Annotated in this window: 11 protein-coding genes and 3 tRNA genes; all 14 read right to left on the bottom strand. The window is 40.0% G+C overall.

Annotated features, from left to right (window positions below; all coding sequences use genetic code 11):
• Positions 1-19: 19 nt before the first annotated feature.
• On the bottom strand, positions 20-229 hold the full coding sequence (locus tag EAF07_RS07005; protein ID WP_121835866.1) for a hypothetical protein: 210 nt from the start codon (positions 227-229) through the stop codon (positions 20-22).
• Entirely contained in the window at positions 229-1683 is a 1455-nt protein-coding gene (gene purF / locus EAF07_RS07000) for an amidophosphoribosyltransferase (protein WP_121835865.1), read from the bottom strand. The genes EAF07_RS07005 and purF overlap by 1 nt, the downstream gene beginning before the upstream one ends.
• A 152-nt stretch (positions 1684-1835) precedes the next feature.
• Positions 1836-5561, bottom strand: coding sequence for a phosphoribosylformylglycinamidine synthase (locus EAF07_RS06995; protein ID WP_121835909.1), 3726 nt, complete (start codon positions 5559-5561; stop codon positions 1836-1838).
• A gap of 64 nt (positions 5562-5625) precedes the next feature.
• A complete protein-coding gene (purC, locus tag EAF07_RS06990; protein ID WP_121835864.1) occupies positions 5626-6333 on the bottom strand; it encodes a phosphoribosylaminoimidazolesuccinocarboxamide synthase in 708 nt (235 codons plus the stop codon).
• A gap of 140 nt (positions 6334-6473) precedes the next feature.
• Positions 6474-7469 carry a phosphate acyltransferase PlsX gene (gene plsX / locus EAF07_RS06985; RefSeq protein ID WP_121835863.1) on the bottom strand — a complete coding sequence of 332 codons (996 nt, stop codon included), beginning with the start codon at positions 7467-7469 and terminating at the stop codon, positions 6474-6476.
• 58 nt (positions 7470-7527) lie between these two features.
• Positions 7528-8292, bottom strand: coding sequence for a DNA repair protein RecO (gene recO / locus EAF07_RS06980; RefSeq protein WP_121835862.1), 765 nt, complete (start codon positions 8290-8292; stop codon positions 7528-7530).
• Positions 8282-9457 (bottom strand): pyridoxal phosphate-dependent aminotransferase, encoded by a 1176-nt coding sequence (locus EAF07_RS06975; protein WP_121835861.1) that lies wholly within the window; start codon positions 9455-9457, stop codon positions 8282-8284. The genes recO and EAF07_RS06975 overlap by 11 nt, the downstream gene beginning before the upstream one ends.
• A 74-nt stretch (positions 9458-9531) precedes the next feature.
• Complete coding sequence (locus tag EAF07_RS06970) at positions 9532-10497, bottom strand: ribose-phosphate diphosphokinase (RefSeq protein WP_121835860.1); 966 nt, start codon at positions 10495-10497, stop codon at positions 9532-9534.
• A 608-nt stretch (positions 10498-11105) separates the two neighbouring features.
• Positions 11106-12299, bottom strand: a complete 1194-nt coding sequence (pcsB, locus tag EAF07_RS06965; protein ID WP_121835859.1) for a peptidoglycan hydrolase PcsB — start codon at positions 12297-12299, stop codon at positions 11106-11108.
• A 111-nt stretch (positions 12300-12410) separates the two neighbouring features.
• The gene (mreD, locus tag EAF07_RS06960) at positions 12411-12905 is read right to left on the bottom strand and encodes a rod shape-determining protein MreD (protein WP_121835858.1); all 495 of its coding nucleotides are present in this window, start codon (positions 12903-12905) and stop codon (positions 12411-12413) included.
• A gap of 2 nt (positions 12906-12907) precedes the next feature.
• The gene (gene mreC / locus EAF07_RS06955) at positions 12908-13735 is read right to left on the bottom strand and encodes a rod shape-determining protein MreC (RefSeq protein WP_183121673.1); all 828 of its coding nucleotides are present in this window, start codon (positions 13733-13735) and stop codon (positions 12908-12910) included.
• 64 nt (positions 13736-13799) lie between these two features.
• Positions 13800-13887, bottom strand: a tRNA-Ser gene (locus tag EAF07_RS06950).
• An 8-nt stretch (positions 13888-13895) separates the two neighbouring features.
• Positions 13896-13969: transfer RNA gene (locus EAF07_RS06945), tRNA-Ile, on the bottom strand.
• 12 nt (positions 13970-13981) lie between these two features.
• A tRNA-Thr gene (locus EAF07_RS06940) sits at positions 13982-14054 on the bottom strand.
• Positions 14055-14107 lie beyond the last annotated feature (53 nt).

Below are 14107 nucleotides of genomic sequence, written 5' to 3'. Positions count from 1 at the left end.
CTTTTGGAAAATAGCAGTGCTATTTAACCTTATCGTCTTTTAATAGTTTTAAAATTTCATTCCACTGATAGAGAGAGTAGAGCCAAACCAAGACCGCTACACCATAACCTAATCCTGCCCAGATATGTTTCTCCATGAGAGAGACAACCGTTAAAATACTCAATATCGGTAACAGTATAAGACTAATGCCAGCCATGAGATGATGTATTTTGTTAATAGCCTTCTCCATTACTTCACCTTTTCAATATAAAAGCTTGTCTTCTCATCAAGGCTACGAAGATATTCTGCTTCATAATCGTAAAGTGGTGTTGGGTAGTTCCCGTCAAAATAAGCCACACAGAGCCCACCATTTGGCGCATCGGTTTCAAGACCAATAGACTCAATCAAGCCATCAAGAGAGAGGTAGGTTAGGCTATCTGCCCCAATAATGTCACACACTTCTTCCACACTATGATTGGCAGAAATCAATTCCCGATGCGTCTGGATGTCAATCCCGTAAAAACATGGGTATTTTAGTTCTGGACTTCCAATCGCCACATGGACTTCTTTGGCACCAGCTTCACGCAATAATTGAACAATACGGCGTGACGTTGTCCCTCGAACAATCGAGTCATCAACCATGACCACACGTTTATCCTTGACGACACCAGATACCGCTGAGAGTTTCATGCGAACACCCTGCTCACGCAATTCTTGCGTTGGTTGGATAAAGGTCCGCTGCGTGTATTGATTTTTGACCAATCCCATTTCGTTTGGCAGACCTGATTCTTCAGCGAAGCCCATAGCTGCTGATAAGGATGAGTTTGGCACACCAACCACAATGTCAGCTTCATGCTTGAATTCCTGCGCCAGCCTTCTTCCCATATTCTTACGAGCCGTATGGACGTTGACACCCGCAATGGTGGAGTCAGGACGCGCAAAATACACATATTCCATCGAACAAATAGCCAACTGTGTATCAGTGGTGTAAGTATCGTACTGGATGCCATTGTCATCAATGATAATCACTTCACCGGGATTGACATCACGAACCCACTCGGCACCAACCACTTCAAAGGCACAGGTTTCTGAAGAGACTACCCAAGCGCCATTTTTCATTTGTCCAATAGAAAGCGGACGGAAGCCATTAGGATCAAGCGCCGCAATGAGCTTGTCCTCTGTCATCAAAAGATAAGCAAAGCCACCTTTGACAGTATTCAAAGCCTCTTTAACCTTACCCATAAATTCTGGATTGTGGCTACGGCGAATGAGGTGCATCAAGATTTCCGTATCTGATGAAGCATTAAAAATGGCCCCTTGCGCTTCCAATTCTTTTTTTAACGACACCGCATTGGTTAAATTCCCATTGTGGGCAAGGGCTAGTTGCTCATTGGTAAAGGTGTAAAGGAAGGGCTGAATGTTATTGATTGAGGCTGCGCCTGCTGTCGCATAGCGCACATGCCCAATCGCTGCTGTTCCTGTTAATTTTTCCAAATCAGCTGGATTTTTAAAGACCTCTGAAAGCAACCCCGTATCACGGTGGCCCAACAGATGTCCTTGGTCATTTGAGACAATCCCCGCCCCTTCTTGACCGCGGTGCTGCAGGCTATGAAGCCCAAAATAAGTCACTTGGGCTGCCTGTGGGTGTCCCCAAATGCCGAAGACACCACATTCTTCGTTTAATGATTTTACTTCGTATGTCATTTGATTTTTCCTTTTTGGGTGTTTTTCTGATGTGGTGATGGCATCATTTCATGACTAAGTCAATAGCCTTTGACACCTCAAGAGTGATGTTATCACTTTTTATCACGGTGAAAAGCACCTACTACGAGTTTACTTTCGTTCGCTCATTCATTTTATTTCCCTGTAAAGTACTTCACGGCACTTTCAAAGAGTTTTTGATCTTTATTTCCTGGAATATTTTGGAAAAGACCTTCTTCCCAACGTTCTGAGTGTCCCATCTTACCAATGATTTGCCCGTTCTTGCTCGTAATGCCTTCGATGGCATGAAGAGAACCATTTGGATTATATTGGCTATCCATACTTGGCTGACCCGTAAAGTCCACATATTGGCTCCAAATTTGCCCATTGTCACGCAACTCTGCAAATTCTTCTGCCGTCACAACAAATTTTCCTTCACCGTGTGATACTGGAATCGCATAAACATCGCCTACTTGGACACCTGCAAGCCATGGAGAGTTGGTATTCGCCACACGAGTTTCCACCATTTTGGCAACGTGCTGGTTAGCATCGTTATAGAAAAGGGTTGGGCTGGTTTCAGTCGTATCCTCAAAATTACCATAAGGTAGGAGGCCTGATTTCACAAGAGCTTGGAAACCATTACAGATTCCGATGATAAGACCACCACGCGCGATAAAGTTGTCAATAGCAGAGCGGACCTTCGCATTTAGCAAGATCGTCACGATAAACTTAGCAGACCCGTCTGGTTCATCTGCAGCAGAGAAGCCACCTGCAAAGAAGAGGATATTGGCTTGGTTAATATGGTCAACCATGGTGTCAACAGACTGCTCAATCGCTTCACCATCAAGAGTGACAAACGGAACCATGTTCACCTTAGCACCAGCCTGTTCAAAAGCCTTAGCCGAATCATATTCCGAGTTTGTCCCTGGGAAAACTGGAATGTAAACCAAAGGTTTGTCAACGATTTCTTTAGCTTGTTTCACGGTATCAGTGACAATAGCGGGTACTGTTTCCAAGGTTGTTTCTTGTTCAAACACCGTTGGATAGATATCTTCTAGTGTGCCTTCAAAGGCTGCTAGTAGGCTCTCACCAGATAAGTTGACACCATTGACAACCACGTTAAAGTCCGCTGTCGTTTGACCAATTTTCACAGCGTCAGCAATCTCCTCTTTTGAAGTAAAGATGAAACCACCCAATTGAGCTGTCAAGCTACTGTCAAGCTCTGCTATTTCCACAGAAACACCGATACGATTACCAAATGTCGCTAGAGCTAGAGCTTCAATCAGACCACCATATTTGACAGCGGAAGCTGAGGTCAACGTATGTTTTTCTTGAATAGCAGACAAGGTTTCAAAATTCTGCTTAATCAGTGCAAAATCAATATCAGCAGTAATGCCTTGACCTGGTAAGTAGTAAATGTTCTCTCCGGCAGCTTTGAACTCTGGCGACAAGACCTTACGAGTATCCGCAGTCGTTACCCCAAAGGCAACGAGCGTTGGAGGGACAGTTAAATCTTCAAAAGTACCTGACATCGAATCCTTACCACCGATTGATGGCAAACCAAGCTGAAGTTGAGCTTCAATAGAGCCAAGGAGAGCTGCTACTGGTTGACCAAAACGATCAGCTTGTTTATCCATACGCTGAAAATATTCTTGGTAAGAGAAACGCGCCTTAGACCAGTTAGCTCCTGTTGCTGCTAACCGTGCAGTCGCTTCAATGACCGCATAAGCCGCCCCATGATATGGAGACCATTCTGCGATATAAGGATTAAATCCTTGTGCTATCACAGAAGCTGTCGTTGTCACACCATGTTGAACTGGTAATTTCTGTACAGAGGCCTCTGTTGGAGTCACTTGATAACGGCCACCAAGCGGATGATTAACAGTAGAGCGACCAACAGAACTATCAAAAATCGTCTGCAACCCTTTTTGACTAGCGTGGTTCAAATCAGCCAAAGCAGCTAGAGTATCTTTTTCAAGAGTTTCTGCTGAAGTGACGCGTACTTCTGGAACAGCTACTTCGCTGTCCACCACATTAGCATCTACTACCACGCGCACCCCATTGGTATCAAGGAAGCGACGCTCAATATCTACAATCGTTTGCCCATTCCACGTCATGACAAGATTTGGTTTTTCAGTCACTGTTGCCACAACTACAGCATGAATATTTTCTGTCGCACAAGCTGAGATAAAAGCATCCACATCACTAGGACGCACCACAACCGCCATACGTTCCTGTGATTCTGAGATAGCAATTTCTGTACCGTTTAGACCAGCATATTTAAGTGGCACCTTATCAAGATCAATTTCAAGTCCGTCAGCCAATTCACCGATGGCGACACAGACACCACCTGCACCAAAGTCATTTGATTTTTTAATAAGCCGAGTCACTTCACCATTACGGAAAAGGCGTTGAATTTTCCGTTCTTCAATGGCATTTCCTTTTTGAACCTCTGCGCCAGCTGTTTCAACCGATTCGACTGTCTGAACTTTAGACGACCCTGTCGCACCACCAACGCCGTCACGACCTGTTTTTCCTCCAAGAAGGATAACCTCGTCACCAGCTTCTGGTTTTTCACGGACAACATTTTCCTTTGGAGCCGCACCGACAACCGCACCAAGCTCCATGCGTTTAGCCACAAAGCCTGGGTGGAAATATTCACGAACATAAGTCGTTGCTAGACCAATCTGATTTCCATATGAAGAATACCCATGAGCTGCTGTTTTTGAAATGACCTGCTGTGGCAATTTTCCTTCACGCGTCTCCGCAAGCGGAGCTGTAATATCGCCAGCCCCTGAAATCCGCATCGCTTGGTAAACATAAGAACGCCCCGACAAGGGATCACGAATCGCACCGCCAATACAAGTCGCTGCTCCACCAAACGGCTCAATTTCTGTTGGGTGATTATGAGTTTCATTTTTAAACATAAGAAGCCACGGCTCTTTGACGCCATTGACATCAACCTCAATCTCTACAGAACAGGCATTGATTTCATCTGATACCTCCATGTCATCCAAGCGACCATTAGCACGCTCATAACGTCCAAAAATCGTCGCCATATCCATCAAAGTTTGTGGCTTTTCAGAACGACCCAATTCCTCACGCATCGCCAAATATTTATCATAGGTTGCTTGTAACTGCGATTGAAATTGTGATTCCGAAAAATTGATTTGCTTCAATTCTGTTTCAAAAGTCGTGTGACGGCAGTGGTCTGACCAATAAGTGTCCAAAACCTTCAACTCAGTTTCAGTCGGCACGCGCCCAATGGATTTAAAGTAATCTTGAATAAAGACAAGGTCCGCAACCTCCATAGCCATTCCCTGCTCTGCCTTATAAACCGAAAAATCTTCTGCCGTATAAGTTTCAAAGAAATCCAAGGTTGGAATCGTTTTATCTGACACTGAAAATGCCTGCGGTTGAATCGCTACCGTAATATCCTTGAAACGTGAATCAACTGGATTTAAAAGATAGTTTTTTACAGCAGCAAATTCCGCTTCTGCAATATCCTGATTCACCAAATAAAGTTGAGCGGTATTCACGACGACATCACTCTCACTGCCGAGCAATAGCAGAGCTTCTTGAGCTGAGGCTGCCCGTTGATCAAATTGTCCAGGCAAACTTTCAATCGCAAAAAAGGCTGATTGACTAAGAACTTCTGCTACTTCAGTTTCTGACAAAATGTTATCGGTCACCTGCTCAGAAAAAATGTGTTTCTCAGCGCGTTCAACGAGATTTTCTACTAAATTGAACACATCATAAACCTGCACAATGCGAACAGTTGACAAACTAGTCAACTGCAAACGATGGGTCAATTCCTTAACCAAAGCCTGTGATTTTACCTGAAAATCAGCCTTCTTTTCAACGAAAATACGTTTATCCATTTCTTTCACACCAGCTCGATGGGTTATGCCAATCGAATTTCCTTTCTTTCCTAAAACACTGCGACTAATCTAGAGCTTTCAATTTATCCAAAACCACTTGATAAACATCAGTCAAATTGCCTAAATCACGACGGAAAACATCCTTGTCCATATGATTACCGTCAACATCCCAAAGGCGACAGTTATCTGGCGAAAATTCGTCCGCTAAAATAATCTTACCATCCTTATCAAAGCCAAACTCCAGTTTAAAATCAATCAACTGCAAACCTATTTGAGCAAACCAATCTTTCAGCAAATCATTGATACGACGTGTCTCAGCCTTGAGATAGGCAATCTCTTCCTCTGTCGCAATCTTCAAGAACTGCACATGCTCATCATTAATAAATGGGTCGTCCAAGTCATCATTTTTATAATAGAATTCCACAATTGGCGTTTCCAAAGCCATCCCCTCTTCGACTCCAAAACGTTTTGAAAATGACCCTGCTGTCACGTTACGAAGGACAACTTCCAAAGGAATAATCGTCACTTTCTGGTTTAATTGTTCCGTTTCTGATACTTGTTTAATAAAATGCGTTGCCACACCAGCTGCGTTTAATTTGGTAAAAATAAGAGACGAAATCTGATTATTAAGCATGCCTTTGCCTTCAATCGTCTCCTTACGAGCACCATTCAGCATTGTGGCTTGGTCCTTATAGACTGCTTTAATCACATGTTCGTCTTCTGTCGTATAAATATCTTTAGCTTTTCCTTGATAAATAAGTTGATTGGACATGAAAATGTTCGCCTTTCATCAGTTGTTGTTACGATTTTACCAAAAAATTCGCCTTTCATCAACCAAAACACTAAAAATAGATAAAATAAAAAGTTATTATTCTTAAAATCCGAACAATAACTTATTTTGGTTATTTATTTTTATGTTTTATCTGCAAATTCTGTCACTAACTGTGACACCACATCTGTCTCCAACATGGTACGAATTTGTTTAATCGTATAGTAAATCGAAGTTGCATCGCTAGAGCCATGAGCCTTAACCACCGGTGCTTGCACACCAAATAACACCGCACCACCAGCTTTAGAATAATCCATCGTATCCTTCAAACCATAGAGACTATCCTTCAACAAAAGAGCCCCTAATTTCCCTTTGACTCCTGCCGAAGTAATCGCTGATTTCAAAGCTCCCATGACAGACTTTGCTGTCCCTTCAATGGTTTTCAGCACAGCGTTTCCCGTGAAACCATCCGATACCACCACATCCGCAACATCATTCAGTAATTCACGCGCTTCCACATTTCCAATGAAATGAATCGACGGTTCATTCGCTAGCAAGCGATAAGCTTCTTGATGTACTGGAGTTCCTTTGGTCTCCTCCGTACCATTATTTAATAAACCAACACGTGGTTTTTCAATACCACGCACATTCTTAGCATAAAAAGACCCTAGAATACCATACTGATGTAAGTGAGTTGCCGTATTTTCAGCATTAGCACCTAAATCAAGCATGTCAAAATTTTGACCACTCATTGTTGGCAAAGTCGTCATCAAACCTGGACGCTCTACCCCCTTAATACGCTTCACAATCAATGTCCCAGCAGTCAGCAAAGCACCTGTATTACCAGCTGATAAAACAGCATCTGCCTCACCATCCTTAACCGCTTTGGCAGCCAAAACCATGCTAGCTTTCTTTTTGGTACGGATAGCCTTAGTTGGCTCATCATCTGAATTGATTTTTTCCTCCGTATGAACAATCGTCACACGCTCAGTTGCTGTCAAATAAGGACGAATCTTCGTGTCATCCCCATACAAAATCACTTCAATATCTGCGAAATCTGCCAAGGCACGGTTCACACCTTCTACAATAGCCTGAGGAGCATTGTCACCACCCATAGCATCTACTGCAATTTTTTTCATAATTTCCTCACCAAATCATTTGATACTCATATTATACCACAAAACCAAAAAGACAACATTAGTTGTCCTTTCGTATCATATTTCCCCATTCTCCCAAACCATCAATAAACTTCTTACTTTTTAGATGAATACCCACATAATTATCATAGATATCGTCTAAAAAATGGCGGAGCTTCTGCTTCATTTCTGGCTTTACTGAAATGGTTTTCAACTCTTCAAATTTAACTGACTGAAACTGATTCAACAAGTAAGGAACATTGGGATCCAAGTGACTCCGACGTTCATCACGATCATAGTGCTCAGGACATAAAAGACCTGAATACTGATAAGAAAAATCAAATCGTTGACCAACACGATGGCAAAAAACACAGTCGTGAAAGTTCAAAGCAACCCCAAAACGCTCTAAAATTTGGACCTCAAAAATATTGGTTAAAATTTCATAATCCAACCCCTCATTCATCAATGCCAAGGTCTTAACTAAAAAAGCAAATAAATGAGGATCTGGTTGATTATCATTTATAGCAGCATCTGCTAAAGCAACCACATAAGTTGCGTAAGATAAGATAAAAATATCCTCGTTAATCATTTGATAGGCCTCTGAACCATGATAATCGTCAATATAAGATAATCCCGTATCATTCAATTTTACTAAAAAATCAGCCTGTGTTAAAGGTTGGATAACTGAAGCTAATTTTGATTTACTAGCATGCTTGATAAAAAACATACGCTTACCAGCAGTCTCCGTAAATATCTTAACTAATTTATCATCTTCACGGTAATTACGATTATAGAGGACTATTCCTCGCGTTTCCTTAATTTCCATATTGCTCCATAAAGACTTCCAAGCGGCGCATAGCTTCTTTAATAATCTCCATACTAGCAGCATAAGAAATACGTAAATACCCTTCACCATATTGCCCAAAAGCAACACCAGGAATAAAGGCAACAGACTGCTCACGTGCTAATTTTTGAAGAAAAGCAAAGGAATCTTGACCTTCGGCTACAGGAATTTTAGCAAAAATATAGAAAGCCCCATTTGGTCTAATAATTTTGAATCCCATCGCTGACATCTTCTCAATAATGTAATCACGACGTTTAATATATTCCACTTTCATTGGCTTTACATCATCTTTACCAGCTGTTAAAGCTGCAATACCAGCAAATTGAGCAGAAGTAGTTGCTGCAGTCACGAGATACTGGTGACTCTTGATAATCTGTGCTACTAGAGCCTCTCGTGCAAAAATCAGACCCAAACGCCATCCTGTCATCGCATGTGATTTGGAAAGACCATTGATGACAATTGTTTGATCTGGTAAAAATGATGCTATCGACACATGAGGTTCATTGGTATAATTCAGTTCTGAATAAATCTCATCACTCACAACAAAAACAGGGTACTTTTCCAAAACAGCTGCAAAAGCTTTAATTTCATCACGCGAATAAGTCACCCCTGTAGGATTAGCAGGATAATTAAGCAATACAGCTTTAACTCTCTCTCCATACTGTTTAAGAGCTCCTTCAAGCATTTCTGGTGTTAGGACAAAGTCATTAGCAGTTGTATCTATCTCGACAATCTCAGCCCCTACAAGAGTCACAATAGGCTCATAACCAGGATAAGCAGGAGCAGGTAAAAGCACCACATCTCCAGGCTCTAAGATAGCCGTTAAAGTCGCAGATAGCGCTTCTGTTGCTCCCACAGTTACCAAAACCTCATTTTCTGGCGCATAGTCAAGCCCATATTTTTCTTTGACAAAAGCTGACGCAGCTTGACGCAATTCTAATAAACCAGCCATCCCAGTATAATGACTCTGATTAGCATCAATAGCTACCTTAGCCGCTTCCTTAACATGATCTGGAGTATTAAAATCAGGCTCACCTAAAGTCAATTTCAAAATACCAGGAACATCTGAAATAGATTGATCAAATTGACGAATCAATGACACTTCAATCTTATTTAAATTCTTATTAAAACGTTGTGTAAGGTCCATAAAACTCACCTCATAAAGATAATAGACCCATTATACCAAAAAAATCTGCCCATAGGACAGATTTTATACAAGTCTTACTTTTGGCCCAATTCAAAAAGTGGTGACAACGGACGTTTTTCATGGATACGAATAATAGCATCCGCTAAAAGATCAGCAATTGAAATTTGTTCAATTTTATCAATCAAGCGCTCCTCTGGAAGATAAATCGTATCAAGGACCACTAACTTCTTAATCGCAGATTTCGTAATATTTTCAAGTGCTGGACCAGAAAGAACTGGGTGAGTACATGAAGCATAAACAGCCGTTGCACCAGCTTCAGCCAAAGCGTCAGCCGCATGACAAATCGTACCAGCCGTATCAATCATATCATCAATTAGGATACACGTCTTACCTGCTACATTACCAATGATATTCATCACTTCTGAAGTATTCATTTTATCCACACTACGGCGCTTATCAATGATGGCAATTGGAGTTTTAAGGAACTGCGCTAATTTACGCGCACGTGTCACACCACCATGGTCTGGACTGACAACAACAACATCCTCACCAGTCAATCCCGCACGGTCAAAATAATCCGCAATAAGTGGCGCTCCCATCAAATGATCTACAGGAATATCAAAGAATCCCTGAATCTGTGCAGCATGAAGATCCACCGTCAACAAACGATCTACACCAGCGACTTCAAGCATATTAGCTACCAATTTTGATGTGATTGGCTCACGAGCACGTGCCTTACGATCTTGACGTGCATAGCCATAATAAGGCATCACAACATTAACTGTCTCTGCACTAGCACGTTTTAAGGCGTCAACCATAATTAAAATTTCCATTAGATTATGATTAACTGGGGCAGAAGTTGATTGAAGAATATAAACATGGTGCCCACGAATAGATTCTTCAATATTAACTTGAATTTCACCATCAGAAAATTGACGAACAGATGATTTTCCAAGTGAAATTCCCATGGAATCTGCTACCTTTTTTGCCAATTCTTGATTAGACGACAAAGCAAAGAGCTTCAAGTTGTTGTAAGACATGACTTCCTCCAAGATTTTTCTTCAAACTCTATTTTAACCCTTTTTAAAGGATTTTTCAATGAAATAAAGTCAACAAAAATAGAAATTAAAACTAATACTCGTTAAAAATCAAAATTAGATACCAGAAATCCATTGTCTCTTAATAACCGATTTCAATACAGACCAATGTAACACTTGACAAAGCCAGCAATATATATTGTTAACAAGTGATAATAATTTTTAAATAGATTATGACTTCTAGAACTTTCCATATTGGTAAATAATTTCATCTTGAGCTTAGAAATTAGAAAATGAATGAAAACTTTGGCTCTCCAAAAAGAAATTGAACTCCTTAAAATGTTTTGATACTGACTTTATCAGCTTCATTTCACACCTCAAAAACTCTACGAAACCATTTAATACTCATTACTTTTAAGAAAGAAACATTTTAGCCTCACTTTGTTCGGTAGTCCATCAAAAGTATTAGAGGTTCTAAAATGCTAATTTTGATTTTGGATGAGTATGAGATCCTATTGTCATCTAAACAAAAAAAGAAGACTAATTTTAGTCCTCTCTTTAGAAATAGGAAGTTATTCAACTTCAAATAATTCCTACCTTACCTCAAAATTTTATGGATAAATGTATCCAGCAATGCTACTTGGATTAAAAGCACCACGATAATTAGCAATTGGTTGTGTTCCAGTGCCATCCATATTACATTCCATAACTTCAATAGTACCATCAGAATGAACAGCCGTTACAACTGCAACGTGTCCATAATAAGAGTTTGTCCATACTGCTACAGAACCAACTTGAGGAGTTGTACCAGTTGAATAACCAGCAGAACGTGCACTACCTAACCATTGTCCAGCATTTCCCCAATAATTTCCAACCCAAGGTGCAAGAGCTTTTACTCCCCAAGTACATTGACCTGCAGGATAAGTATTTGAAGCAGAATAAGTTACTTTTGCACTTGATGATGCAACAGCAACTGGCGCAGCAGTTGGACTAGCTACTACAGCTGGCGTTGCTTGTGCTACAGGAGGCTGAGCTTGAACAGCTTGAGCTGATTGTGCTTGCGCAGCAGCTGCGGCTGCAGCTTGTTCACGTGCTGCTTTCTCAGCAGCTGCTGCAGCAGCAGCTGCGGCTTCTGCGGCAGCCTTTTCTTGAAGAAGAGCAGATTTTTCATTCTCAGCGGTTGTCAACTGAACAGCTAGATTAATTTGAGCCACCTCAAGTTCTGCTTGTTGCGTTTTCAAAGCAACCTCATTAGCAGCAAGAGTTTTTTGATTTTCCCAAACCGTATTAATAGCTGCTTGGTTCTCTTCTTGTTTTTTTTCAAGAGAAGATTTATCTTCTTCTTGCTGTTTCAACATACTTTCACTAGCTGAAACAAATTCTCTAATAGCGACAACTCGACCAATAGCATCTGAAATAGAGTCTGCATCGATAATAGCTGAAATGTAATTTGTAGCTCCACCATTTTGTTGAGCACTACGAGCCTGATTTTCTAAAGCTCCTGTACGAGCAATAATTTTATCTGATAAAACCTTAATTTCACTAATCAATCGTTCAGATTCAGCTTCCAAACGTTTATTTTCTTCCTCTAATTTCGTTTTTTCACTTTGAAGAGAAGATACTTGTGTTTTGATTGCTGTAACCTGCGCTTTAGCAGCAGACTGCTCTGCTGAAAGTGTACTAATAGTTGCTTCTTTTGCAGCAATTTGTGCTTCATAATCAGTTGCAGATACGAGAGTCAGATTTGAAGCTGTACTCAATGCGATACCACTGAGTAATATTACTGATAAGATACGTTTCTTCATAGAATAATAATTTCCTTTCGATAAGACAGTATACATTCTACCAAAAAAAAGCAGGCACTATGTTACGCTATTGTTACAGTTTATTGATAGTTTAAAACACAAGAAATAATGCTATGTAACACTTTTAAAAATAGGAGATACTCCTAATAAAACAAGACTATTGAGCACTAAAGTTGGCATAAGGTGATAGGCCATCGCTAAATTAATAGGGTATTTTGTTAAACCATAGACCACTGCTAAAAAATAAGTGCCACCTTCAAAAATTAAAATCAGAACTACCATCATTAAAAACCTGGTAAATCCCATTGAAATCAAACCGCTATGCTTCTTTACCAAATAAACCAGTAGAGGATAAATAAAAATAGCTAATCCAACGGTATGGTAAAAATAGCTATCAACAATAAGACCTAGTATAACTGAAATTAAATAAAGTCCAAAACTTGAATATTTCTTCTCAAAATACAACAAAGCAATAAGACTCATATGACTTGAAAACAGGAAAGGACCTGGAATCACACCTTCAAGAAGTAACACTATCTGACTATCAAAAATAAAAGATAGAATCAAAAAAAACGATATCACAAAAAATGATTTTAATTTCACCATAATTATTCACCCAATAGTGTCACATAAGTCAAATGATCAAAATCAGCACCAGGTGAAACATAAACCGTTCGATTCAACTCATCTTCAGAAACAATATCTAAAACTTTACCCACTTTTACATTAGCTGCTGATTTCCCATCTAAACCACTTGTAAAAACTGTAGCATCTTTAGATACATCTAACTTTTTATTCAATTTCGTAACTATAAAAGTATTTTTATCCAAATCAAATCCAGATAATATACCATAAACATCACCTGAATTCGTCGATATTTTAACCGGGATTTCACTAACATTATCAGTATTAGTTAATAAATTAACGGTTGAAAAATAAGATGTTACCTGAGAAATTGTTCCCACTAAGTATCCATTTGATAAGACCAACATATTTTCAGAAACATCTTGTTTTTGGCCAATATCAAGAGAAACCCAATCCAACCAAGCAATTGTAGACCGACTAATTACTTTTCCAGTTAATACCTCTTGATTCTCATAAATATTTTTAACCCCTAAACTAGCCTTTAAAGACTCATTCTCCTCAGTTAGATCCTTCAATTTTTCTTCATGAGGCTCTAAAGATAAAAGTCTCTCTTTTAGCTTAGAATTTTCTTCCCTAACTTCATCTAATGACTTAAAATCAAAAATAAAATTTTTTACCGTTGAAACTGGATAAGAAATCAGGGACGACAAAGTTACTGAAACATTAGATAAATTTTGCGAAAAATTCTTCCTTATTTTAACATCCCTTAAAAGAAAAAAAATAAGTGAAGCAACAAACGTTACAGTCACTACACTAATCAATAAAAAACGAGAAAAACGTAATTTTCGCACAACAAACCCCAAAATCTAGCAAAAATAAAACGAGTTACCTAAAAGATAACATCGTTTGAACATACGGAGAATAAGGGATTCGAACCCTTGCGCCAGTTACCCGACCTAACGATTTAGCAAACCGTCCTCTTCAGCCTCTTGAGTAATTCTCCAAATTTGATGGGCACGAGTGGACTCGAACCACCGACCTCACGCTTATCAGGCGTGCGCTCTAACCACCTGAGCTACGCGCCCAAAATAAAAAAATGCCGGCTACATGACTTGAACACGCGACCCTCTGATTACAAATCAGATGCTCTACCAACTGAGCTAAGCCGGCTTATATTTCCTATGCGGGTTAAGGGACTTGAACCCCCACGCCCTTCGGCGCCA

Origin of the sequence: Streptococcus hillyeri (assembly GCF_003686955.1) — a bacterium.
Taxonomy (GTDB): Bacteria; Bacillota; Bacilli; order Lactobacillales; family Streptococcaceae; genus Streptococcus; species Streptococcus hillyeri.
This window is presented reverse-complemented; position numbering and strand designations above follow the sequence as displayed.

Excerpts from the sequence above, each read along its gene's own strand:
- EAF07_RS07005 (WP_121835866.1), bottom strand. The coding sequence starts at position 229 with ATGGAGAAGGCTATTAACAAAATACATCATCTCATGGCTGGCATTAGT.
- purF (WP_121835865.1), bottom strand. The coding sequence starts at position 1,683 with ATGACATACGAAGTAAAATCATTAAACGAAGAATGTGGTGTCTTCGGC.
- EAF07_RS06995 (WP_121835909.1), bottom strand. The coding sequence starts at position 5,561 with ATGGATAAACGTATTTTCGTTGAAAAGAAGGCTGATTTTCAGGTAAAA.
- purC (WP_121835864.1), bottom strand. The coding sequence starts at position 6,333 with ATGTCCAATCAACTTATTTATCAAGGAAAAGCTAAAGATATTTATACG.
- plsX (WP_121835863.1), bottom strand. The coding sequence starts at position 7,469 with ATGAAAAAAATTGCAGTAGATGCTATGGGTGGTGACAATGCTCCTCAG.
- recO (WP_121835862.1), bottom strand. The coding sequence starts at position 8,292 with ATGGAAATTAAGGAAACGCGAGGAATAGTCCTCTATAATCGTAATTAC.
- EAF07_RS06975 (WP_121835861.1), bottom strand. The coding sequence starts at position 9,457 with ATGGACCTTACACAACGTTTTAATAAGAATTTAAATAAGATTGAAGTG.
- EAF07_RS06970 (WP_121835860.1), bottom strand. The coding sequence starts at position 10,497 with ATGTCTTACAACAACTTGAAGCTCTTTGCTTTGTCGTCTAATCAAGAA.
- pcsB (WP_121835859.1), bottom strand. The coding sequence starts at position 12,299 with ATGAAGAAACGTATCTTATCAGTAATATTACTCAGTGGTATCGCATTG.
- mreD (WP_121835858.1), bottom strand. The coding sequence starts at position 12,905 with ATGGTGAAATTAAAATCATTTTTTGTGATATCGTTTTTTTTGATTCTA.